The sequence below is a fragment of the Pantoea sp. USHLN256 genome, from assembly GCF_037149875.1.
In the GTDB taxonomy this organism is placed as follows: Bacteria; Pseudomonadota; Gammaproteobacteria; order Enterobacterales; family Enterobacteriaceae; genus Pantoea; species Pantoea nemavictus.
In genome coordinates, this window is sequence record NZ_JBBCQO010000006.1 from 96,314 (window position 1) to 120,103 (window position 23,790).

The 23,790-nt window shown below is 58.5% G+C and carries 22 protein-coding genes and 1 tRNA gene; 4 read left to right on the forward strand and 19 right to left on the reverse strand.

Going from position 1 to position 23,790, the window contains the following annotated elements; genetic code table 11:
• Positions 1–78: 78 nt before the first annotated feature.
• Positions 79–173: transfer RNA gene (locus WFL93_RS16150), tRNA-Sec, on the reverse strand.
• A gap of 167 nt (positions 174–340) precedes the next feature.
• Between WFL93_RS16150 and xylB the strand changes: the two genes are divergently transcribed.
• Positions 341–1,783, forward strand: coding sequence for a xylulokinase (gene xylB, locus WFL93_RS16155; RefSeq protein WP_336778564.1), 1,443 nt, complete (start codon positions 341–343; stop codon positions 1,781–1,783).
• Positions 1,784–1,917: 134 nt separating this feature from the next.
• Positions 1,918–2,850 carry a GlxA family transcriptional regulator gene (locus tag WFL93_RS16160; RefSeq protein ID WP_049852365.1) on the forward strand — a complete coding sequence of 311 codons (933 nt, stop codon included), beginning with the start codon at positions 1,918–1,920 and terminating at the stop codon, positions 2,848–2,850.
• Here the strand turns inward: WFL93_RS16160 and WFL93_RS16165 are convergent.
• From WFL93_RS16165 to WFL93_RS16210, 10 genes are all read right to left on the reverse strand, one after another.
• Positions 2,835–3,830: an acyltransferase gene (locus WFL93_RS16165; protein ID WP_007893451.1), complete on the reverse strand. Its 996-nt coding sequence runs from the start codon at positions 3,828–3,830 to the stop codon at positions 2,835–2,837. The genes WFL93_RS16160 and WFL93_RS16165 overlap by 16 nt on opposite strands.
• Positions 3,831–3,989: 159 nt before the next feature.
• On the reverse strand, positions 3,990–5,105 hold the full coding sequence (locus WFL93_RS16170; RefSeq protein WP_336778565.1) for a mandelate racemase/muconate lactonizing enzyme family protein: 1,116 nt from the start codon (positions 5,103–5,105) through the stop codon (positions 3,990–3,992).
• A gap of 32 nt (positions 5,106–5,137) precedes the next feature.
• Positions 5,138–5,899, reverse strand: a complete 762-nt coding sequence (locus WFL93_RS16175) for a GntR family transcriptional regulator (protein ID WP_336778566.1) — start codon at positions 5,897–5,899, stop codon at positions 5,138–5,140.
• Position 5,900: 1 nt separating this feature from the next.
• The gene (locus WFL93_RS16180; RefSeq protein ID WP_336778567.1) at positions 5,901–7,289 is read right to left on the reverse strand and encodes a dihydroorotase; all 1,389 of its coding nucleotides are present in this window, start codon (positions 7,287–7,289) and stop codon (positions 5,901–5,903) included.
• Complete coding sequence (locus tag WFL93_RS16185; protein WP_336778568.1) at positions 7,286–8,212, reverse strand: ABC transporter substrate-binding protein; 927 nt, start codon at positions 8,210–8,212, stop codon at positions 7,286–7,288. The genes WFL93_RS16180 and WFL93_RS16185 overlap by 4 nt, the downstream gene beginning before the upstream one ends.
• The gene (locus tag WFL93_RS16190) at positions 8,212–9,264 is read right to left on the reverse strand and encodes an alpha-hydroxy acid oxidase (RefSeq protein WP_336778569.1); all 1,053 of its coding nucleotides are present in this window, start codon (positions 9,262–9,264) and stop codon (positions 8,212–8,214) included. The genes WFL93_RS16185 and WFL93_RS16190 overlap by 1 nt, the downstream gene beginning before the upstream one ends.
• Entirely contained in the window at positions 9,251–10,777 is a 1,527-nt protein-coding gene (locus tag WFL93_RS16195; protein WP_049852359.1) for an amino acid ABC transporter permease/ATP-binding protein, read from the reverse strand. Before WFL93_RS16195 ends, WFL93_RS16190 begins: the two co-directional genes overlap by 14 nt.
• A gap of 64 nt (positions 10,778–10,841) precedes the next feature.
• Positions 10,842–11,738 carry a transporter substrate-binding domain-containing protein gene (locus tag WFL93_RS16200; RefSeq protein ID WP_049852358.1) on the reverse strand — a complete coding sequence of 299 codons (897 nt, stop codon included), beginning with the start codon at positions 11,736–11,738 and terminating at the stop codon, positions 10,842–10,844.
• A 202-nt stretch (positions 11,739–11,940) separates the two neighbouring features.
• Entirely contained in the window at positions 11,941–12,912 is a 972-nt protein-coding gene (locus WFL93_RS16205) for a D-2-hydroxyacid dehydrogenase (RefSeq protein ID WP_336778570.1), read from the reverse strand.
• On the reverse strand, positions 12,912–13,304 hold the full coding sequence (locus tag WFL93_RS16210) for a Rid family detoxifying hydrolase (protein ID WP_336778571.1): 393 nt from the start codon (positions 13,302–13,304) through the stop codon (positions 12,912–12,914). Before WFL93_RS16210 ends, WFL93_RS16205 begins: the two co-directional genes overlap by 1 nt.
• Positions 13,305–13,651: 347 nt before the next feature.
• Between WFL93_RS16210 and glyQ the strand changes: the two genes are divergently transcribed.
• Together glyQ and glyS are read left to right on the forward strand one after the other, a co-directional pair.
• Positions 13,652–14,563, forward strand: a complete 912-nt coding sequence (glyQ, locus tag WFL93_RS16215) for a glycine--tRNA ligase subunit alpha (RefSeq protein ID WP_007893431.1) — start codon at positions 13,652–13,654, stop codon at positions 14,561–14,563.
• Between the two features lie 9 nt (positions 14,564–14,572).
• Positions 14,573–16,642: a glycine--tRNA ligase subunit beta gene (gene glyS / locus WFL93_RS16220; RefSeq protein ID WP_049852355.1), complete on the forward strand. Its 2,070-nt coding sequence runs from the start codon at positions 14,573–14,575 to the stop codon at positions 16,640–16,642.
• 85 nt (positions 16,643–16,727) lie between these two features.
• Here glyS and WFL93_RS16225 read toward each other — a convergent pair whose 3' ends face one another.
• The 8 genes from WFL93_RS16225 to fdxH all read right to left on the reverse strand — a co-directional run bounded on the left by WFL93_RS16225 (position 16,728) and on the right by fdxH (position 23,782).
• Positions 16,728–17,015: a type II toxin-antitoxin system RelE/ParE family toxin gene (locus tag WFL93_RS16225; protein WP_235440742.1), complete on the reverse strand. Its 288-nt coding sequence runs from the start codon at positions 17,013–17,015 to the stop codon at positions 16,728–16,730.
• Positions 17,002–17,286: a type II toxin-antitoxin system ParD family antitoxin gene (locus tag WFL93_RS16230; protein WP_007893423.1), complete on the reverse strand. Its 285-nt coding sequence runs from the start codon at positions 17,284–17,286 to the stop codon at positions 17,002–17,004. The genes WFL93_RS16225 and WFL93_RS16230 overlap by 14 nt, the downstream gene beginning before the upstream one ends.
• Before the next feature lie 111 nt (positions 17,287–17,397).
• Entirely contained in the window at positions 17,398–19,251 is a 1,854-nt protein-coding gene (selB, locus tag WFL93_RS16235; protein WP_336778572.1) for a selenocysteine-specific translation elongation factor, read from the reverse strand.
• Positions 19,248–20,627 carry an L-seryl-tRNA(Sec) selenium transferase gene (gene selA / locus WFL93_RS16240; RefSeq protein ID WP_336778573.1) on the reverse strand — a complete coding sequence of 460 codons (1,380 nt, stop codon included), beginning with the start codon at positions 20,625–20,627 and terminating at the stop codon, positions 19,248–19,250. The genes selB and selA overlap by 4 nt, the downstream gene beginning before the upstream one ends.
• 8 nt (positions 20,628–20,635) lie before the next feature.
• Positions 20,636–21,247, reverse strand: coding sequence for a glutathione S-transferase (locus tag WFL93_RS16245; RefSeq protein ID WP_007893420.1), 612 nt, complete (start codon positions 21,245–21,247; stop codon positions 20,636–20,638).
• A 68-nt stretch (positions 21,248–21,315) separates the two neighbouring features.
• Entirely contained in the window at positions 21,316–22,242 is a 927-nt protein-coding gene (gene fdhE, locus WFL93_RS16250; RefSeq protein WP_007893419.1) for a formate dehydrogenase accessory protein FdhE, read from the reverse strand.
• On the reverse strand, positions 22,242–22,883 hold the full coding sequence (gene fdoI / locus WFL93_RS16255; RefSeq protein ID WP_336778574.1) for a formate dehydrogenase cytochrome b556 subunit: 642 nt from the start codon (positions 22,881–22,883) through the stop codon (positions 22,242–22,244). The genes fdhE and fdoI overlap by 1 nt, the downstream gene beginning before the upstream one ends.
• Entirely contained in the window at positions 22,883–23,782 is a 900-nt protein-coding gene (gene fdxH, locus WFL93_RS16260) for a formate dehydrogenase subunit beta (RefSeq protein ID WP_007893414.1), read from the reverse strand. Before fdxH ends, fdoI begins: the two co-directional genes overlap by 1 nt.
• Positions 23,783–23,790 lie beyond the last annotated feature (8 nt).

Below are 23,790 nucleotides of genomic sequence, written 5' to 3' on the forward strand. Positions count from 1 at the left end.
ATGCCAGAGACTGAAGGTTAGGCTCATTAGTGAATTGGTGATCACTTAAACGAGAAAATGTGCGGGCTAAAACTGAAGTGGCGGAAGATCACAGGAGTCGAACCTGCCCGGGACCGCTGGCGGCCCCAACCGGATTTGAAATCCGGCCGCCTCACCGGAGACGACGATCTTCCTTTGAAGATGCCGCAGGAGTATAGCGGCAATCCACAGCAAAATCTTGATCTCACCTGTGCTTGAACGCACGTTCCTGCCGAGACTTTGACGCATGCGGTTTAGCAGGATGCTTAAATACCGACTAGAACTCTGTCATCTGAGATTATTAACTCATCAGGAGCGCAGCATGGTGATCGGCATTGATTTGGGCACTTCCGGCGTGAAAGTGGCGCTGCTGGATGCGCACGGCAAGGTGATAGCAGTGGAGAGTGCGCCGCTGGAGGTTTCACGCCCTCAGCCGCTATGGAGCGAGCAAGATCCTGAAAGCTGGTGGCAGGCGACGGATCGCGCCATGCAGGCGCTGGCGCGGCAGCACGATCTCAGCGGTGTAGAGGCGATGGGCCTAAGCGGCCAGATGCACGGTGCCACCTTGCTGGATCGCGATAATCAGGTGCTGCGTCCGGCGATTTTATGGAATGACGGACGCAGCGGCGAGCAGTGCCGCGAGCTTGAGCAGCCCGTGCCGGATGCGCGGCACATCACCGGCAATCTGATGATGCCCGGATTTACCGCGCCCAAGCTGTTGTGGGTGAAACAGCATGAGCCGCAGCTGTTTGCGCAAATCGCGAAAGTCCTGCTGCCGAAAGATTATCTGCGCTGGCGCATGAGCGGCGATTTCGCCAGTGATATGTCGGATGCGGCCGGAACGATGTGGTTGGACGTGGCGCAGCGCGACTGGAGTGATGTGATGCTCAACGCCTGCGATTTGCAGCGCAGCCAGATGCCACAGCTGTTTGAGGGCAATCAAATTACCGGCACTTTGTTGCCGGACGTCGCCGCACGTTGGGGGATGAAAACGGTGCCGCTGGTGGCGGGCGGTGGCGATAACGCGGCGGGCGCGGTGGGCGTCGGCATGGTTGAGCCGGGACAAGGCATGTTGTCGCTCGGTACCTCGGGCGTGTATTTCCTGGTGAGCGATGGTTATCTCAGCAATCCGCAGCGGGCGGTGCACAGCTTCTGTCATGCCCTGCCGCAGCGCTGGCATTTAATGTCGGTGATTTTGAGCGCGGCTTCCTGTCTGGATTGGGCGGCGGCATTGACTGGCTGCGAGGATGTGCCGCAGTTGCTGAGTGAAGCGGAAAAAGCGCGCAACGATGTGCCGCCGGTATGGTTCCTGCCGTATCTCTCCGGGGAGCGCACGCCACACAACAATCCGCAGGCGCAGGGTGCGTTTTTTGGTTTAACGCATCAGCATGGCCGAGCTGAACTGGCGCGCGCGGTGCTGGAAGGTGTCGGATTTGCGTTGGCCGAAGGTATGGATGCGGTGCATGAGTGCGGCGTGCAGCCTAAAACGGTGATGCTGATTGGCGGCGGCGCGCGGAGTGCCTACTGGCGTCAAATGCTGGCGGATATTAGCGGGCTGACGCTGGATTATTGTCACGGCGGTGAAGTTGGCCCGGCGCTGGGTGCGGCGCGATTAGCGCAGCTGGGGATTGATGCAGATAGCCGTTGGCCCGCGCTGGAATTGGCGCAGCGGCATCAGCCGGACGCGGCACGCCATCAAGCCTATCAGCAGCAGCGCGACAAGTTTGCGCGCTTGTATCAGCAATTAAAGCCGTTGATGTCTTGATGATGGCTGGATTTGGCAGGATGTGAGGTTTTTTGTCAGGTATGATGTGCGAGTCATGTCAGATAGTTTGGCCTGATTTGGTCGCCATTCATGCCGCCCTGGCCGAACGACGCACCCATCCCACGGAGCCCACCATGCCACAACACGTCTTCTTCCTTGTCCTTCCCGGCGTGATGGCGCTGGATCTCACCGGCCCGGCGGAAACTCTGCAGCTGGCTGATGGCCACTTCGCGCTGCACTACATCGGTCCGCAGCCCAGCGCGCTGTGCTCCACCGGCATGACCATCGCCGATATCGCGCCGTTGCCCGCGCAGCTGCCCGACAACAGCCTGCTGGTAGTGCCTGGCGTCTACGATTCACGCGTCTGTTTTGACACCGAACCGGCAGCATTAGCGCGTGACTGGCTGCGCCAGCAGCAGGCGGCAATTGATGCCCAGCGCATCACGCTGGTGTGCATCTGTTCCGGCGCACTGCTCTGCGCGCAGGCGGGATTGCTGGATGGCGTGCAGTGCACCACGCACCACGACGTGTTAGCGCGCCTGAAAGCGGCGGCGCCGGCAGCTTTAGTGAAAGATAACCGCGTGTTTGTCGAAGATAGCGGCATCTGGACCAGCGCAGGCATTACCGCCGGCATCGACTTGGCGCTGCATTTGATCAATCGGCTGTGCGGGGCGCCGCAGGCACTGAAAGTGGCGCGTGAAATGGTGGTGTGGTTCCGCCGTTCTGGTGACGATCCCCAGCTGTCGCCGTGGCTGCGCTATCGCAACCATATGCATCCGGCAATTCACCGCGCGCAGGATGTGATGATTGCTCATCCCGAACATGACTGGTCGCTTAGCGCGTTAGCCGAGCGGGCACACGTTAGCGAACGTCATCTTACGCGGCTGTTTCGCCAGCATCTGGGCATTAGCGTGCGCGAATATCATGAACAGCTGCGTTTAGTGATTGCTCGTCAGCGTCAGCAGCAGGGCGAAGCGGCGGAAAAAGCGGCGCTGGCGGCCGGATTCTCCTCGGCGCGCCAGCTGCGTCGCGCGCATCAACGCTGGGACGATCAACTCACCAGATGACGTTTATCCACGCGTTTTAACCCCATCGCCAGCAGCAGACTGCCTATTAATGTAACGCCGATCACCCACGGCAAATCGAGCCACGGCCGCGACATGTCGTCGTAATGATGGGTGCGCAGAAAGTGGATAAATAGCGCGTGAAAGCCATAAATTGGCAGCGAATAGCGCGAAATGGTGGCGAGTCCCGGCAGCGCGCGCTGATTCAGCGTGTTTTTGAACAGTATTAACAGGCTAATGGCGGCAATAAACACCAGCGGGCCGCAGTAGAGGTACCAGGTATCGTTGAACGCGCCGTTGATTTTCAGCATCTGTTTGGTGCCAAGCGCAATGCCTATCACGCAGGCGATAAAGCCCAATCCCGCCAGCCAGCTCACGCTACGTTTATCCGTTTCCATGCAGCCAATCGCGCGTCCGAGCAGCGCATACAGCAGGTAGTAAATGCTGTCGCCGCTGACATACAGATTCACCGGCAGCCAGTGGAACGGCCCCAGCGACTGACTCACGGTATTCGGATTAGCCAGCACCGCCAGCACAATCACCAACATTGCCACATAGCGCGGCGCCACGCTTTTCACCTGAATCAGCGGTGACAACAGATAGATGCCGATGATGGCGAAGAAGAACCACAGGTGATAAAACACCGGTTTTTGCAGCAGCTTAAGCAGCGATCGCCCTTCGCTAATCGGCGTTAGCCAGGTGATATATGCCAGCGCCACCGCACTGTAAAACAGCAGGCACAGCACGATGCGCAGCAAATGTCGCCCCTGCGCGCTACGTTCACCGAAAAACAGATAGCCCGAGATCATAAAGAACAGCGGAACGCAGACGCGTGACGCCGAGTTGAGCAGATTCGCCACATCCCAGGTTGTGCCGGTTACCGCCATCGGTCCGGTGATGTACCAGGTGGTGGTGTGGATGACGATCACCATCAGGCAGGCAACCGCGCGTAAGTTGTCGATCCAGTAGATTTTTTGCTGCATGGCGTCCTCTTGCATTCACTGCGAAGAAGGGTAGCCAGTGAGCTGCGCGCCAACAACCTTTTGCGATGTAATTCAGATCACTCTGTTAGCAGGTGCGCATTAATGCGCACCCTACGAAGGATTCAGCGTAGGGTCGCTATTCATGGCGACCAGGTTAATTTAATCGCGCACGAGGAACTTCTCGATCACCGCTTCATCGGGTTCAACGCCAAGGCCCGGCTCGCTTGGCAGCCACGCGTAGCCATCGGCGATGCGCACCGGGTTTTTCGCCAGCGAGCGGCTGATTTCGCCCGGTTCAACGCAGTACTCCATCACCAGCGCATTCTCAATCGCACAGAGGAAATGCAGCGAGGCGGCGGTATTGATGTCGGTGGTGAAATTGTGATTACACACATTGCGGCCACGGCTGTGCGCGTAGCTGGCGATCTCCATCGCTTGGGTGAAACCGGTGCGCGTTAGATCGATCTGCACGATATCGATGCCGCCTTCATCAATCAGGCGCTGGAAACCGACGACGGAACACTCTTGCTCACCGGCGGCGATATGCTGCTGGCAGGCGGCGGAAACCTGGCCGTAACCGGCGTAGTTATCCGGATGCAGCGGCTCCTCGATCCAAAACAGATTGAGATGCTCGTAGCGCTGGCTGCGACGGATAGTGGTTTTGGCATCCCACACGTGACCGACATCCAGCATCAGATCCACGTTATCGCCCATCGCGTTACGCAGCGCGTCGAGATAGCGCAGGTCCAGTGCTTCGTCGGTGCCGAACGGCTCCCAGCCAAACTTCACGCCGCTATGGCCGGTATCAATGGCGTGCTGGGCGCGGGTAACGGTCTCTTCCACGCTGAACTGGAACATGTTGGAGGAGTAAACGCGCATCTTGTCGCGCAGCGCGCCGCCCAGCAGTTCGACGATCGGCTTACCGAGCGCTTTACCTTTGATGTCCCACAACGCGATGTCGATGCCGGCCATCGCCTGTAGCACCGCGCCGCTGCGTCCGTAGTAGATGGTGGCGCGGTGCATTTTCTTCCACAAACGGCCAGTTTCCAGTGGGTTTTCGCCAATCAGCAGCGATTTCAGGCCGGTCACCATGGTGTGCGAATAGGGCGCTTCGATGATGGCTTTGGTGACATACGGGCTGCCATCCACTTCGCCCCAGCCGGTGATGCCGGCGTCGGTGGTAATTTTGATCAGCAGCGCATCCTGAGAACTGTCGGTACGCTGCTCAATCACCGGCAGGCGCAGGTAAAACGCCTCAACGTTAATGATTTTCATGGTGTTTTCCCTGGTGTAAAGGCACTTCAAAATTAGCCGAGAGCGGAACGGTGCTGTCGGCGCTGTGTTATCAGGGTTTCGTAATCCACGTCCAGCGCCTGAATGCGGATGTGGTTCTCAACCTCGTCGGTCATTTTGGCGATGTCGCCATCGGCAAAGACATTGATCAATCGTTGGTGCTCCTCAATGATGTCGCTCATCGATTTGCCCATGGTGGAGAGACCGAAAATCACCGTCAGCTGACGGGCAATTGACTCCCACAAGTTGCTCAGCACCGGGTTGTGCGCAAAGCTGCACAGCGTGCGGTGGAAATCGGTATCGGCCGAGGCAAAACCGTAAACGTCATCGTTTTGCATCATCGCCTGCATCTGCGCCACGCCCTGATACAGCTGGTTAAGCTGCTCGGCGCTGTTGCGTCCAGCCTCAATGGCGCGGCGACAGGCCAGCGTCTCCAGCGGGATGCGCACATCGATAATCTGCTCCAGCCGCTGATGCGAAATCTCCATCAGGCGGATGCCTTTGTACGGCTCGCTGGTGACGATGCCCTGGCTCTCGAGAATGCGCAGCGCTTCACGAATCGGCACGCGGCTCATGCCCAGCTTGGCCACCAGTTCCGGTTCGGCGATGCGGTCGCCGGGCAAAATCAGGCCGCGCGATGCGGCGCTGAGAATCGCATCCACGGCGTGATCGACCAGCGTGCGCGGACGTGCCGCATTCCAGCTGTTATCGGTTGCAGCTTCCTGCGCCAGCGGGGCGCTATTTTTACGACTAGCGGTAGACGGTTTTCCTGCCATGTTATTTTCCTGTTTCAACCTGTCGGGTCACGAACTGACCGAAGCCGGGCTCAACCTGCATCTGGTCATCCTCGAATACCGTGACGCCACGAATCATGGTGCGCACCACTTTACCCTGACAGCGCATCCCTTCAAATGCGCTCCACTTGCCGAGTCCCTGGAAATTCGCCCCTTTTACCGTCCAGCTCTGGCTGGCGTCGTAGAACACCAAATCAGCGTCAAACCCGGGTGCGATCGCCCCTTTCTTACCCCATAGCTGGAAGGCTTTGGCCGGTCCGCTGGCGGTCATACGCGCGAACTCGCTGAGCGCTACGCCGCGATCGCCATGTGCCGCGCTAAAGAACATCGGACTGAGCGTTTCCACGCCGGTCAGGCCCATGCCCGCCTCCCAGATGCTGGCTTCACCGGCCTGTTTTTGCGCGGGTGTATACGGGCAATGGTCGGAGGCGATCATGTCGACGTCGCCGCGCAGCAGCACCTGCCACAGCGCATCCACCACCGGACGCGGGCGGATCGGCGGGCCGCAGCGCGCATTGGGGCCGATGCGCACCAAATCATCTTCGTCGAGCAGTAAATAGTGCGGACAGGTTTCGAAGCTGGCGCGTACGCGGCCTTTGGCGGCAACGATGGTTTCTGCGGCGCGCGCCGAGCTGACGTGCACGATATGGCAGCGCGCGCCGGTCTCTTCGGCGATGGCCAAGACGCGGCCCACCGCTTCAATCTCCGCAATTTCCGGACCGGCCTGCGCATGGGCGCGCGTATCTTTGCGTCCGGCGCGGCGCAGTTCGTTGCCGGCCCCGATGAGAATCTCGTGGTTCTCGGCGTGCACGCCAATCAGCCCGTCGAAGGTTGCCAGCTCGCGCATAGCGCGCAGCAGGCCATCGTCGTCGAGACGCGGCAAACCTTTCTCGTCGGTGGCTTCACCGCCGGGCGCGCCGCTGCACAGGAAAGCTTTGAACGCCAGCGCACCGGCCTGATCCAGCGCCGCCAGTTCGTGCACGTTGCGGCCATCAAGGCCGGCCCACATGGCGTAATCCACCGAACAGTTGTCAGCCAGCCAGCTTTTTTTGGCGCTGAAGTTAGCCAAAGATGTCGCGGGCGGCAGCGAGTGCGGCATCTCAACGATGGTGGTCACGCCGTGCGCCGCCGCGCCGCGCGTGCCTTCGCGCAGCTCCTGCTCGGGAAAGTCGTGCGAACCGGTGAAGTGGGTATGCACATCGATGGCGCCAGGCACGATGATCAGGCCACGTGCATCGATCACCGCGTCAACGCCGTCCGTCATCGCACCAGGCGTTAACAACCCGCTGATTTTGCCGTCTTCGATTAACAGATCGGCGAGTGCGGTAGCGTGTTCGCTCACCACCAAGCCGTTAATAATTAACTGTTTCATTGCTCTGCTCCTGCCTGCGTCACCAGCGCCGCATAGGGCACCGGTTGTGAAGGATCCAGCCAGCCAATCGCGCCTAATAGCTGGCTGAAATGCGCAAACTCAGCGCGCGGAATGATGCTGCCTGGCGCAAAAACGCGGGCCTGTTGATAGGCGGCCAGGCCGCGTTCCAGCGCATCACGCGGATAATCGGCATAAAACGGCTGCACTTTTTCTGCCAGTTCTGCGGCATCATGCGTAGCCATCCACGCCAGCGCCTGGGTTATCGCCCGGGAAAAGGCGGCGAAGGCGGGCGCTTTCTCGCGCAACACATCGGCGCGCGCAATGTAAGCACTCCACGGCACGTGACCACATAAGCTGGCGAGGCTGCTGATGCTGCAGAGCTGTTCGGCGACGATGGCGGGCGCCAGCATGTGCATGGCGTGCAGCGCATAATCGACCTCTCCGTGCGCCACCGCTGCGAAATCGCGCGCTTGATCGCCGCTGCCGGCAACCAGCTCAACCTCACCCTGCAAACCGTGGCGCGCCAGTAACCAGCGGAAGGTCAGCGTGGCGGTGCCGACATTGCCGACATCCAGCACGCGCTTGCCGCGCAGGTCGCTGAGCTGAAAATCCGGCTGCGGCTGTGCGGCGGCGAGAAACCACGGATTGGCGGCCACCGAGGCGCAGAAACACTGCAGCTCAGCGCCGTGCTGCTGGAAATGCTTCATCACCACCATCGGACCGCCGAGCGTCAGATCGGCGGCGCGGCTTAACACCGCGGGCACCTGTCCGCCCTGCACGGTGTGTCCGCCTGATTCGCTGGTAGTGAAATGCACCTGCAGCTGCTGTGCGGCAAACAGGCCGAGGCTGTGCGCCAGATAGTGGGCGCAGTAATAGATGCGTGATTCGCTGGCATCGCCCTGATTGAAAATTAACGTCTGCATCAGTTGCGTACCTCGGTGAGAAAACTGCCGTTAAGTGCCGCCATGTCGCTGACGCCGCACCAGTGGCTGATGGCGGTAATTTCATTGATCCAACCGGAGAGCAGCTCGAATACTGCGCTCTCGCCACCGGCGACTAAGGCACTGATGATCGGTCGCACGCTGAGAGACAGCGACGCGCCGAGACAGCGTGCCACCACCGCATCGCTGCCGCAGCGTACGCCGCCATCCAGCAACAGCGGCAGCCGCGTCACCGCTTGCAAATCGGGCAACTGATCGACCGGCGTGGCCCAGCGCGCGCTCTGGCGCAGACCGATATTCGAAGCAATCAGGCCGCTGACGCCGTGTTGTGCCGCCTGCGCGGCATCGTCATGATGCAGAACGCCTTTCAGCCACAGCGGTAAGTGATGATTGGCGCAGTGCGCCGCCACCTCGTCAATCTCCTGCCAGCGCCACACCGGAAATGCTGGCAGCGGCTCAACACCCGGCTGCGTGCCGCCGATGGTGTGCCAGCCGCGCTGTTTTAATGCGTCGCCAATCGAGAAGCCGCCGGGCTGTAATCCGGCCACCGGATGCACCGGTGCCAGCACCGTAAGTACGATGTTTTGAAATCCGGCCTGCGCCGCTTGATCGATTAACGCTTTGATGCGGCCGACATCGCCTGCTGCACGCAGTTGCAGCCAGCAGCGATGGTACTCCGCGCCAATCTGCTCCAGCGGCGTGACGGTCTCCTCGGAGATCACCAGCGGCAGCTGCAGGCGTTTGCAGGCGCGGGCAATCGGCAGCACACCCTCTTGGTGGAAAATGCGGTCACCGGCAAAGGCGCCGACGCCAATCGGTGCGGCCCAGCGTTGTTCATGCAGCGAAATCTGCGTGTCGATGCTGTCATTGCCTTGCAGCACGCGCGGCAGCAGACGATAGCGGCGCAAAGCCTGCTGATTGGCATCCGCTTCGTTACCGCGCGCATCGGCAGGCTGGCCTTGCATATAGCGGAACAACGCATCGCCGAGGCGCTCGCGCGCGGTCAGTTCAAACGGCAGTTCAGGCGTTGGCATGCTGCACCTCCGCGGCATTTTCATGTTCAAGGAAGGTGGCGAAAGCCGGCGTTTGCGGATTTTGCAGAATTTCTGGTGGGCCTTCTTCAATCAGCGCGCCGTTTTGCAGAAACACCACGCGATCGGCAACGCCTGCCGCAAAGGCGATGTCATGGGTGCTGATGATCATGGTGATGCCGGTTTGCGCCAGGCTGCGCATGGTTTGGTTCACTTCGCGCACCAGTTCCGGATCGAGCGCCGAGGTTGGCTCATCAAACAGCAGGATTTGCGGTTCGGCCGCTAGCGCACGCGCAATGCCAACGCGCTGTTTCTGTCCGCCGGAGAGCTCATGCGGCAGCGAGGCGGCAAAATCACCGAGTCCTACCATCTTCAGCGCGCGCATCGCTTTGGCTCGGGCGATTTCCGGCTGTGCACCTTGCACGCGCAGCAGAATGCTCATCACGTTTTCCAGCGCGGTGAGGTGATCGAATAACGCGAAGTGCTGAAATACGATGCCGATACCTGATTTAGCGCGGTTCACCGGCAGATGACGCTGCGCCAGCGCGCGACCTTTTTCGTCGCTGCCCATGAAATGGCCTTCGGTTTGAATGGTGCCGCTGCTGCGTGGCGTCAGCGCCAGAATGGATTTCAGCAGCGTACTTTTGCCCGAACCGGAGCGACCGAGCAGCACCACCACTTCGCCACGGCGCACGGTCAACGACAGCGATTTCAGCACCGCTTTGCCGGCATACTCGACGCACAGCTGATCCACTTCCAGCACCGGCGCGGCGGTTTGGGTATCCCAGCGCCGTTTCGGTAGTTGCATCGGCATCACGTCTGCTTCCGGCGGTAGTTTCGCCAGGCGTGCGCGTGCCCGACGTGCACGTTCATCCAGGTTGTAGAACTTCTCCAGCCACCATTGGCCGCCCGCCAGCAAGGTGGAAAGAATCAGGTAGATGCCGCCTGACGCGACCAGCACCGGAATAAACAGGAAGTTTTGCGACACAATTGCCTGACCGCGCATCGTCAACTCATTGACGCCCACCACCGACGCCAGCGAAGTGGATTTCAGCAGCCCAACGGTTTCATTACCCATGGTGGGCAGAATGGCGCGCAACGCCTGCGGAATCACCACGTGGATCATCTCTTTGCTGCGCGAATAACCGAACGCCTGCGCCGCCATGCTCTGATCGCGATCGGTCGCCATAATGCCACCGCGAATAATTTCAGCGCAGAAGGCGGTTTCGTTGATCATCAGGGCGACCAGCGCGCTGGTGAACGGGCTTAAACGCAGGCCGAATTCCGGCAGCACGTTGTACAGCAGAATCAGCTGCAGCAACACCGGCGTGCCGCGCAGCGTATAGATGTAGATTTTCACCGGCACGCGGATAAACCAGTGCTTTGAGCTGCTGGCTAACGCCAGGAAAAAGCCAATCAAAATGCCGCCCGCCAGCGCACCAACCAACAGCTGCACGGCAATTACGGCACCTTCCCAGAGGTAGGGGAAAGTCAGGTACTTAAGAAAATCATCCAAGGCGTTATCCTCCTCAACGCCTCGTTTGCGGGGTTTACCCAAACGAGGCAGCTGAGTTTATGCATTAACCACGCGCAACCACTGGGCGTTCGGCAGCGCTGCCCTGGCCCCAGTAATCCAGCAGTTTTTTCTGTGCGCCGCTCTCCTGAATCACCTTCATCGCGTCCAGCACCGCAGCGCGCAGCGTGGCGTTATCTTTGGCAATCGGGAAGCCGACCATGATTGGCAGGTCCACGGTGAAGCCGCTCTGCAGCGTTTTGTCCGCTTTGGCGATGGCGATGGCTGAACCGGCTTCGGTTAGATACACATCGGCGCGACCACTTTTCACCGCCTGAATGCTGTTGTCGGTGTTCTGCACCATCAGCATGCTCACTTCCGGTTTACCGGCGGCGCTGCATTTGGCGCTCTGCTCTGGCACCAGCTTGTTGGCTTCGTAGGAACCCGCAGCAGCGGCGACGGTTTTGCCGCACAGGTCATCAACACTGTTGATTTTCTTCGGGTTGCCCTGGGCCAGAATCGAACCGTCCTGCACCTGCATGGAAGCCACGAAAGCGATCTGTTTCATGCGCTCTTCAGTGACGTACAGCATCGGGCCGATGTCGGCGCGTCCACTGGAGATCGAGGTGAGCAGCACGTTGAACGAGCCGCTTTGATAACTGTGTTTCGCACCAAGGCAGCTGCTGATGCGCTCGAACAGGGAGGGATCGAGACCTTCAATGATGCTGGGATCTTTTTCCGAGGGCGCTTCAAAGCCTTTGGTGTAGCCGCCGAGGCCAACTACCAGATCTTTGCCTTTCAGCGCGGGATACTTGGTTTGCAGCGCTTTACACTGCGCCATGGCGGCGAAGTCGCTGGCGGTGGGCGTAATGGGATCGGTGCTGGCGGCGTGAGCGCTGGAGATGCCCGCCAGTAAGCTGCCGGTGAGACCAGAGATTAACAAAGCAGTGCGTGCAAATTTCATAAGAATGTTCCCCTGATGCTGGTAAATGAAAAAGCGATGACCTTGTGATTTATGAACGTCTTTGGTGTGTGTGGGTGCTGCTTGTCCCTCACCCCAGCCCTCTCCCGCAAGCGGGAGAGGGGGCCGATAGTGCGGGCTGGAAATCTGTTTATCCCCTCTCCCATTTATGGGAGAGGGTTAGGGTGAGGGGAAAAGCGCACCCTTAATAACCTCTTGCCGCATCAACCTGGTTGCGCAGCGGTTGTCCGTGGCGGTAACGCGCCAGATTATCGAGAAACACCTCAAGACAACCGGCGAGGTAAGCGCTGTGATCGTCGAGACTGCAGTGCGGCGTCATCACCACGCCGGGCGTGTGCCACAGCGGATCGTCGGCCGGTAATGGCTCTTGCGGATACACATCCAGCACCGCGCCCGCCAGTTCACCTGCCTGCAGTTTTTCGCGCAGCGCGGAGTAATCGAACACATCGGCGCGACCGACAATCACGATACCGGCGCGTGTGGGCAGCCGGTCCAGACGCTGGCGATCGAACAGGTTGTGCGTTTGTGGCGTCAGCGGCAGGGTGGAAACCACTACATCAACCTGCGGCAGCACTTCATCAACGGCATCAATGCGGATGCAGCGCGCCACGTTGGCATCGCACTGGCCGCTGCGCGTCACGCCAATCACGCGGTACCCTTGCGCGCTCAGCAAATTCGCCGCTGCCGTACCAATCCCGCCCACGCCCAGCAGCAGCACGGTTTTACCGCGTGCGCAGCCGCCAAACGTCGGACGCCACAGACGCTGCGCCTGATCCTGAAGAAAACCGGGAATGCCAAAGTTAAACATCAGCGCCGCCATCAAAATGAACTCGGCCCCTTTATCGCCGTGCACGCCAGAAGCATTGGTGAGCGTTACGCCTTGCGGCCAGTGCGCCAGCCACTGCTCAACGCCAGCGGACATCACCTGCACCCAGCCGAGGTGCGGCGTGCTGAACTCATCGAGCGCCAGCTTGCGGCCGCTCCACAGAATGTCGCAGCGGGCAAGGAAGCTGGCGGTCTGCGCCGCATCGCTGTTTTCGCTCAACGTGAAGTGATTACGCAGTTGCGCATGCGCATTCAGCTGCTGTTGCAACTGCTCGAGCGAAAGATGGAGCGCGTGTGGGGCGCTGGCGTCGTTCTCGATATGGATATGCATCAGCGCATCGCCGTCACTTCCATCTCGACCAGCAGGTCAGGATGGTTGAGCTGAATACCCACGGTGGCGCGTGCCGGGAAGGGGAACTGAAAGAATTCACTGTAAGCAGCATTCATCTCGCTGAAGGTGCTGAGGTCAGTGAGGTAGATCGTTACGCGTACCACGTTGTCGAAGGTCATTTGCGCTTCGCTCAGCAGGTCGCCGACGTTTTTCAGCACCTGGCGCGTCTGACTGGCGATGTCATGGCCAACAATCTCGCCGCTGTAGGGATCTATCGCCACCTGGCCGGAAATAAACAGCATCGGTTCGTGCAGCACGGCGGCGGAGAGCGGCGCGGGCCCCATTGGGCGGTCGCTGGCGTTCATTCCGGGGTAACTAAGCGCAATCTTCATGGTGAAATCTCAGGTAAAACTGTTTCACCGCAATTTCGTATACGATTATACAAGTGTCAATGTGCGATTTTTAACCATTGGGTCAAAAAGGTGATGTGCATCACGTAATAGGATTTAGTGATATATCGATCAAGACATTGAATTTAATAATTTTATTGAATTTATGATAGCGAGAGTTGAGGGGGTGAATGAATCGTATACGATTTTCTTATTGCTCTGTGTTAACCCGGTTAACATGGTCGTTAACGCCTCATCGCTGGCCAGGATTTCCGGCTGCACAATTCGCGGTCAAAGGGTATACTGGCGCACTCTTTTTTTAACCGATCCGTATCGCGTGCGAATTCAACATGCAAAAGTTTGATACCAAGACCTTTCAGGGCCTGATCCTGACCTTGCAGGATTACTGGGCGCGTCAAGGCTGCACCATTGTCCAACCGTTGGACATGGAAGTGGGCGCCGGCACCTCTCACCCGATGACTTGCCTGCGCGCCTTAGGCCCAGAGCCGATGGCGACCGCCTATGTGCAGCCATCTCGTCGCCCGACTGACGGACGTTACGGTGAAAACCCGAACCGTTTGCAGCACTATTACCAGTTCCAGGTGGTGATTAAGCCCAACCCGGACAATCTTCAGGAGCTGTACCTTGGGTCGCTGAAAGAGCTGGGTATGGATCCCACCATCCACGACATTCGCTTTGTCGAAGACAACTGGGAAAACCCTACGCTTGGCGCATGGGGACTCGGTTGGGAAGTGTGGCTAAACGGCATGGAAGTGACGCAGTTCACTTACTTCCAGCAGGTGGGCGGCCTTGAGTGTAAGCCGGTGACCGGCGAGATCACTTACGGCTTAGAGCGCCTGGCGATGTACATCCAGGGCGTAGACAGCGTTTACGATCTGGTGTGGAGCGACGGTCCGTTTGGTAAAACCACCTATGGCGAAGTGTTCCATCAGAACGAAGTGGAACAGTCGACCTACAACTTTGAATACGCTGACGTCGACTTCCTTTTCACCTGCTTCGAGCAGTATGAGAAAGAAGCACAGCAGCTGCTGGCGCTGGAAAAACCGCTGCCGCTGCCGGCTTATGAGCGCATTTTGAAAGCGGCGCACAGCTTTAACCTGCTGGACGCACGCAAGGCGATTTCGGTTACCGAACGCCAGCGCTATATCCTGCGTATCCGCACCCTGACGAAAGCCGTGGCGGAAGCCTATTATGCGTCCCGTGAGGCGCTTGGCTTCCCGTTGTGCAATAAAAACAAGTAAGAGGCAGCCATGACCGATAAAACTTTCCTGGTGGAAATTGGCACCGAAGAGTTGCCTCCGAAAGCGCTGCGCAGCCTGGCAGAAGCCTTTGCTGCGCACTTCACCGCTGAACTCGATAGCGCCGGTTTGACGCACGGCGAAGTCAGCTGGTTTGCTGCTCCGCGCCGTCTGGCGCTGAAAGTGGCTACCCTGGCAGCTGCGCAGCCGGATCGCGAAGTTGAAAAACGTGGCCCGGCGATTGCCGCTGCGTTTGATGCCGACGGCAATGCGACCAAAGCGGCCGAAGGCTGGGCGCGTGGCAACGGCATCACCGTTGCTCAGGCTGAACGTCTGAGCACCGATAAAGGCGAATGGCTGGTGCATCGTGCCGCGATCACCGGCGAAAGCGCGCAGGCGCTGCTGCCCGCGATGGTTGCGACTGCACTGAGCAAGCTGCCGATTCCTAAGCTGATGCGCTGGGGCGCAAGCGACGTGCAGTTTGTGCGTCCGGTGCACACCGTTACGCTGCTGCTGGGTGACGAGCTGATTCCCGCGAAGATTCTCGGTATTGAGTCCGATCGTGTGATTCGCGGCCATCGCTTTATGGGCGAGCCAGAGTTCACCATCGACAACGCCGATCAATATCCGCAGCTGTTGCTGGAACGTGGCAAAGTGGTGGCGGATTACGCCGCGCGTAAAGCCAAAATCAAAGCGGATGCGGAAGCAGCGGCACAGAAGATTGGCGGCATCGCCGATCTGAGCGAAAGCCTGCTGGAAGAAGTGACCTCGCTGGTGGAATTCCCGGTGGTGCTGACGGCGAAATTCGAAGAGAAGTTCCTCGCGGTGCCAGCTGAAGCGCTGGTTTACACCATGAAAGGTGACCAGAAGTACTTCCCGGTGTACGACGCGGCGGGCAAGCTGCTGCCGAATTTCATCTTCGTCACCAACATCGAATCCAAAGATCCTCAGCAGATCATCTCCGGTAACGAGAAGGTCGTGCGCCCGCGTCTGGCGGATGCGGAGTTCTTCTTTAACTCTGACCGCAAAAAGCGTCTGGAAGATAATCTGCCGCGTCTGGAAACCGTACTGTTCCAGAAAGAGCTGGGTACGCTGCGTGACAAAACGGATCGTATTCAGGCGCTGGCCGGCTGGATTGCGGCGCAGATTGGCGCCGATGTGAATCACGCGACCCGCGCTGGCTTGCTGTCGAAATGTGACCTGATGACCAACATGGTCTTCGAATTCACCGACACGCAGGGCGTGATGGGCATGCACTACGCGCGCCACGATGGCGAAGCGGAAGATGTGGCCGTTGCGCTGAACGAGCAGTATCAGCCGCGCTTTGCCGGTGACGATCTGCCGTCTAACCCTGTGGCCTGTGCCGTGGCGATTGCCGACAAGATGGACACCCTCGCGGGCATCTTCGGTATCGGTCAGCATCCGAAAGGCGATAAAGACCCGTTCGCACTGCGTCGCGCGGCGCTGGGCGTGCTGCGCATCATCGTTGAGAAAAACCTGCCGCTCGATCTGCAAACGCTGACCGAAGAAGCGGTGCGTCTGTACGGTAGCAAGCTGAGCAACGCTAAAGTGGTCGATGAAGTGATCGACTTTATGCTGGGCCGTTTCCGTACCTGGTATCAGGAAGAGGGCCACAGTGTTGACACCATTCAGGCGGTGTTGGCGCGTCGTCCAACTCGTCCGGCAGACTTCGATGCGCGCATGAAGGCGGTTTCGCACTTCCGTACGCTCGAAGCCGCAGCCACACTGGCCGCTGCTAACAAACGCGTGTCGAATATCCTGGCGAAATCGACCGAAACCCTGAATGACAGCGTGCAGGCTTCCTTGCTGAAAGAGAACGAAGAGATCCAACTGGCGACCTTCGTGACCGCGCTGGGCGATAAGCTGCAGCCGTACTTTGCAGAAGGTCGCTATCAGGATGCGCTGGTGGAACTGGCGCAACTGCGTGAAGCGGTGGACAATTTCTTCGATAAGGTGATGGTTAACGCTGACGATCAGGCGGTGCGTATTAACCGTCTGACGCTGCTGGCACAGCTGCGCCAGCTGTTCCTGCAGGTTGCGGACATTTCGCTGCTGCAGTAATTGGCCCGGTCGCCATGAATGGCGACCCTACGTTGTAGGCGGGCCGGATAAATCAAAAGGGACGATAAATCGTCCCTTTTTTTATTCAGAACCATATAGGAATCGATATCTGTGATAATGCATCCTGTGAATGATGGAGGACGCGCATAATAAATACGTTTTCAGACTCTACAAGATAATAAATTACATGCTCACGATGTGGCATGGAGAATATTGCGTTGCCCAAATCTACGCGTTTCCGACCTAACTCATTTTCTTCCAGATGATAAAACCGTTGATATAGCTTCCTTGCATAATCTTCGGCTTTGTTGATGCCAAAATTCCAATATCCGTAAAACCAAATCGACTTTAAATCTGCATCAGCTTCCTGCATTACCTGTATCGTTCTCTTCATCGATGCCTACCCTGGCTCTCATTTTTTTAAGAAAAGTTTCTCCATCCCAATCTTCTGCCACCCCGCTATCCAATCCTTGTTGAATCAGTTTTTTCAAATTCTCCAGTTTCGATTCCGCCTGCTTCTCTCGTAGCAAGCGCAGCGAGTCGCGCACCACTTCGCTTTGCGTACGGTAGTCGCCGGACTCAACCAGAGATTCAACAAACTCGCGCAGTTCATCGCCTAAATCGATCGTCATGGTACGTGCCATCATCGTTATCCAATGTAAGAGTATTTCTTACATTCTGGCACTTTTTTGCACAACTGGGAATGCGCGTTGCAGCGCAGTTACAGCGAGAACTGCGAGGCAACGCGAGAGATTTTAAGCAGAAGAGGCGGGGAACAGGCGCGCGTCGCGCAGCAGATGATCGTTGCCACGACGCCGGGTGAAGCCGCTGCGGTCAAAGAATTCGAGAATTTGTACAGCCACTTTACGCCCGGTACCGAGCTGGTTGCGGAAATCGGCGGCGCTGGTGCTGCCACCTTGCGTGGCACGCTGACGAATCAGATCGGCAAAGATCTGGATCTGGTCGCTGCGATAGTAGCGATCGCGCACGATCGCCGTAATGTGCCCGAGGCGGGCAGCGGTCAGCAGCAGCGAGCGGATTACCTGTTCATCCTGCTGTAACGTCAGCGCGATATCGCGCACCCACAACGGCTGGTCGCTAAACAGCGGGCCAACCTGCTGCCACACTATTTCTTCCTGCGGGTTAAAGCGCGGTTCGAAATCGGGCAGATGCAGCCAACCCTGGCGCTGTTGCAGGTCTCCTTTTGTCAGCAGCTGATCAATCAGCGCTAGCACCCATTCAGCAGGCTGGTGCGGCAGTGCCACGCGGCGCAGGCGATCGTGCCCGATGCCCGGCACTTCCGGATGCTGCTGATGAAAATGCGCCAGCGAGGCGAGCAGCGTCTGCTGCCATGCTGCGGCCTGTTCGGCACTCATGAGCGCGTTGCCGAGCTGCACTGGTGCAATCTTTTCGATTAATGCGTTCAGTGCGGGAGCGGTGAGCTGGCGTGCCCAGCCCAGCTCAGCCGATTCGGTCGGTTGATACGCCAGATGCGCGCGCAAGCTGGTGCCATCATCTTCCGTTGCGGCCAGTTGTTGCAGCCAGGCAAGGTAATCCGCCTGACGTTTGCCGCGCTTTTTGCTGTTAAGCAGCAGCACGCGCGCGCCGCCCAGGGTTTGCTGGGCGTTGCTGTCGCGGATAATCAGCCGATCGTTCTCCGCCAGCCACAGCGGCTCATTCAGCACCACTTCCGCTATGTCATCGGCCAGCAGCGTGACGCGTCCGGTGACATGGCTGGCGGCGTGATGGAGATGAATCGGCTGCGAGGTGTTTTTCAATGGCTGTAGCAAGCGCAGCGCCACGGTTAATCGCGTGGAGCCTGGCGGTGGTTGTTGCGCCAGCAGCCAGTCACCGCGCGCAATCTGCGCTTTCTCGACGTCACCGACGATATTCAGCGCGATGCGTTCACCGGCCTGCGCCCGCGTCACCGATTGGTTCTGCGCATGCAGCGCGCGCACGCGCAGCGGCAGATTCAGGCTGCTAAGCCACAGCGTGTCACCGACGTTGACTTCCCCCGACAGCGCGGTGCCGGTCACCACTAAACCGGTGCCTTTTAATGTGAAGGCGCGATCGATAGCGAGGCGAAAACGATAGCGGTCGTCGAACACAGGTTCAGCCAGCGTGCTGAGATGCTGGCGCAACGCGTCGATGCCCTGTTGCGTGTGGCTGCTGGTGACAAACTGCGGCACCGCGAGCCAGCCAAGCTGTTGCGTGAGCTGCGCCACCTGCTGCTGCACTTCGGCGATGCGCGCCTGATCCACGCGATCCGCTTTGGTCAGCGCCACGCTCAGCGGCGGCTGTCCAGCCAGGCTGAGCAGTTGCAGGTGTTCACGGGTTTGCGGCATCACGCCATCGTCGCAGGCCACCACTAATAGCGCGTGATGAATGCCGCCGATGCCCGCCAGCATATTGGCAAGGAATTTTTCATGGCCCGGCACATCAATAAAGCCGAGCACGCGCCCATCCGGCTGCGGCCAATAGGCGTAGCCGAGATCGATGGTCATACCACGCCGTTTCTCTTCTGGCAGACGATCGGCATCAACGCCGGTTAACGCCTGCAAGAGCGCGGTTTTGCCGTGATCGACATGTCCAGCGGTGGCAATAATCATGGTACTAAGGCCTGAATCAGGGCGGCTTCATCATCGAGACAACGCAAATCGAGCCACAGTTTGCCTTCCTGAATACGACCAATCACCGGACGCGGCAGGCTGCGCCAGCGTTGTGACAAATTGGTGAGTTGGCTGCCGCGTCCCTCGCGTGGCGTAAAGGTGATGGCGAAGCTGGGGATGCGCTCAACCGGCAACGATCCGCTACCGATTTGTGATGAACAGGGCGCTATTGCCAGTGAAAACTGCTGGTTATAAGCGTGTTCCAGTGCTGGCATCAGGCGCTCGGCCTGCTGCAGAATATCGTGCGCAGAACGCGTCAGCAGACGCAGCGTGGGTAACGCTTCACGCAAGGTTTCCGGCTGGCGATAGAGCTGTAATGTGGCTTCCAGCGCAGCGAGCGTCATTTTGTCGACGCGCAGCGCACGTTTCAGCGGATGCGACTGCAGCTGGTCAATCAGCGCCTGTTTGCCGACGATAATCCCGGCCTGTGGACCGCCCAGCAGCTTATCGCCGGAAAAACTCACCAAACTTACACCGGCAGCAATCAGTTGCTGTGGCATTGGCTCTGCGGGCAGGCCAAATTCGGTCATATCTATGAGCGAACCGCTGCCAAGATCGGTGATCACCGGCAATTGATAGGCATCTCCCAGTTCAGCTAATTCCGCTTCTGTTACCGCATGAGTAAAGCCCTGAATTTGATAGTTGCTAGTATGCACCTTCATCAACAGGCCGCTATTTTCGCCGATCGCGGCGCGATAATCCTTCAGATGGGTGCGATTGGTGGTGCCCACTTCGACTAATTTGCAGCCTGCCTGGCGCATCACGTCAGGAATACGGAAGGCGCCGCCAATCTCAACGAGTTCGCCGCGCGAGACAATCACTTCACGGCCCGGCGCTAAGGCCGCCAGCATCAATAAAACCGCCGCCGCGTTGTTATTGACGATGCATGCCGCTTCCGCGCCGGTTAACTCGCGCAGTAACGCGCTGACTGCACGATCGCGATGGCCGCGAGTGGCGTCATCCAGCGCATATTCCAGCGTCACCGGCTGGCGCAAGCAGTTAACCACCGCGTCGATGGCGCGATCGCTGAGTTGCGCCCGGCCGAGATTGGTGTGCAGCACGGTGCCGGTGAGATTGAACACCGGACGCAGCGCACTTTGCTGCTGGTGCTGAGAGCGCCGCAATGCTTCGTCCGGCCAGCTGGCGTGCCAGGCGGGTAACGTTTGCTGCTGCTGAATGTGTTCACGCGCTTCCTGCTGCATAGCACGCAGTTGACGGGTGGCAAAGGCAGTACCGAGATCGGCAACCAGCGGCTGCAATGCGGGATCGCGCAGCAGGCTATCAATAGCAGGTAATTGACTATAAAGGTTTTTCATCAAGTGACTTAGCGAGTGGGCGGAACGGTGCGGGCAAAACTCTCCCGTTCAAACAGGGTTTGCGCCAGCTTCACCAGCGCCGGGCGATTCACGCACCAGTTTGGCAGCACGCGGCGGAAGTTGAGGTAGCCAATCATGCAGCCGGTGGCGATATCCGCCAGATTTAACGTACCGCTATTAAGCAGTTCGCCCTGCGCGGCGGCGGTTTCCAGCGCATCAAGGCCGCGCTGGATTTTGTCACGATTGCGTAGCAGCACCTCTTCCGATTGCTGATCGCCAGGACGCATTTGCTCGCGCACGATCATCACCGCTGCGTCATTGATGCCGTCGGCCAATTTTTCCAGCTGACGGATTTGTAAGGCACGCAGGGCATCAGTAGGCAGTAACGCTGGCGCATCGCCACGCAGTTCAATCACCTGCGCAATGATGGAGGAGTCGAACCAGGTGAGCTGATTGTCATCAATCAACGCCGGGACTTTACCCAGCGGATTGTATTGCGGCACGTGACTGTCATCGGTCCACGGTGACTGGTTGATGAATTCGAAGACCAGACCTTTTTCCAGCAAAATCACTGAAATTTTGCGCACAAAAGGGCTGGTGTAGCTGCCAATCAGTTTCATCGTTCGCCTCCGTGTTGAATGAATTCATGAGAAGGCCGCCATGAATGACGACCCTACAAACGGAACGTTTAATCGCCGGGAAACATAAACGGATTCAAACTGCTGCGTGCGAATCCTTCCTGCTCCATGCGGGCATCCAGCACCAGCGACGCCAAATCATCAGCGACCGGCTCCACGGCGGGATCCTTCTCCTGATACAGCATCTTCAGGTAGGTGCCGCAGTCGCCGCAGCTTTCTGCTTTCACCGCCGCTTTTTCACTGTCCAGCGACCAGTAATGCAGATCGCCTGTTTGTTCGCAGTTGGAGCATTTGCTGCGCACCACATACCATTCGCTTTCACACAGATTGCAGTGCAAGTAGCGCAAGCCCTGCTGGCCCACGCTCATGTGCACCACGCTGGTGACCGGTACGCTGGCGCACACCGGGCAGAACTGGCGATGCTCGCCATACTCCGCACGCGCTTTGCCGGGAATCAACGCCGCCATCTGCGCCCAGTAAATCGATAATGCCGCCCAGATAAACGGCGATTTGTCGCTGCTGACCTGCGCAAAATCGCCCTCCAGCAGCGCGTGCGCCAGACTTTCCAGTTCGCTGGTGGAGGCTTTCTCCAGATTCTCCAGCACCGCCAGCGCCTGGCCGCTCATTTCAGGCTTTAGCTCGGCAATCAGTGAATGCAGCAGACGTTGCCAGTGCGCATCGCGCGGATAGGTGTGAATATCGAGTGGCGGTTTGCCCTGTTCGGCGCTCTGCACCAGCCGCTGCTGCAGATCAAGCTGCAGCGGATGGTCATACAGCACGATCTCCTGCGCTTCGGCGATCACCGCGGCAAAGCGCAGGTAATCACCCAGCGGATTCTTCGCGGCCAAATCGCGCAAACGCGCCGCTCGGCGGCTATACAGATTTTTCAGCCGGGGGAAAAGTAACGGCGGAACCTGCTCCGCCGTGTGCTTTTCGCCTTTCTCCAGCTGGTCCTGCGGGATGATGCGAATACTCATCAGGGACGTTTTTCCTGTTGTGTTTGGCGTTGGCGCTGCTCGCGATACCAGCGTGGATGATGTTTCTTCGCCCACGCGGCCGGAACCCAGCCCTCAACCATGGCGGTAATGGTGCCTTTCACCCACAACGCAGCGTAGATGTGCACCATAATCACCATGATCAGCGCCACAGCTGAGACCGAATGCACCACTAGCGCGATGCGAATCAGCGGAATGGTAAAGGCCCCGGCAAAGTACGGGCGCCAGATAACAATTCCGCTCACCAGCAGCAAGACTAAGCTGATGATAGCAGCCCAGAACACACACTTCTGCCCGAAGTTGTATTTGCCGGTATCGCCGACCTCTTCGTTTTGTACGATTTTGTGAATGTTTTTCGCCCACACCAGGTCTTCACGATTAATCAGATTATGTTTCCAATAACGTAAGAACATGATGATAAAGGCGGCAAACATCACCACACCGACAAACGGATGCAGGATGCGCGCCAGCTGCGGCGTGCCAAGGACGTGCATCAGCCAGTTAAACGAAGGGAAGAAGAAACCCAGTCCGCTTAACGCGGCGAGGACAAAACAGAACGCCACAATCCAGTGATTGATGCGTTCCGGTGCGCTGTAGCGCACCAGACGATCGCGTTTTTTCATTATTCGCGCTCCTCTTTTTCGTGCAGGTTCTCGTCTTCATCCTCTTCCACGCGGTTTGGACCTACGCCGACGTAGTGGAACACCGAGGCAGCGAAAGTGGCGGCGAAGCCGATGGCCGCCAGCGGTTTCCAGATACCTTTCCAGAAAGTCACCGCTGGGCTGATGCTCGGGTTCTCCGGCAAACCGTGATAGAGCTGCGGTTTATCGGCATGGTGCAGCACGTACATCACGTGCGTGCCGCCCACGCCTGCTGGATCGTACAAGCCCGCATTGGCATAACCGCGCGTATTAAGTTCGGCCACGCGTTCACCCGCCAGCGCCTGCATATCGCTTTTACTGCCGAAGTGAATCGCACCGGTCGGGCAGGTTTTCACGCATGCCGGTTCCTGGCCCACATTGACGCGATCGACGCACAGCGTGCATTTATACACGCGGTTGTCGTCTTTATTCATACGTGGCACGTCGAATGGACAGCCCGCAATGCAGTAGCCGCAGCCAATGCACTGTTCCGACTGAAAATCGACGATGCCGTTGGCGTACTGAATGATCGCACCTTCAGATGGACAGGCTTTCAGGCAGCCGGGATCGGCGCAGTGCATGCAGCCATCCTTGCGGATCAGCCACTCTAACTTGCCGTTCTCCTCCACTTCTGAGAAGCGCATCACCGTCCAGGATTTGGCGGTTAAATCGGCGGGGTTGTCGTACACCCCAACGTTATGTCCCACCTCGTCGCGGATGTCATTCCACTCCGAACACGCCACCTGACAGGCCTTGCAGCCGATGCAGGTGGTCACGTCGATCAGTTTCGCCACTTCCTGCTGATGGTTACGCGCCTGCGGGGCAGGCGTGAGTCCATTGGTCGCGGAGCGGCGGATAATGTCTTGAGATTGATAAGCCATATTCGTTC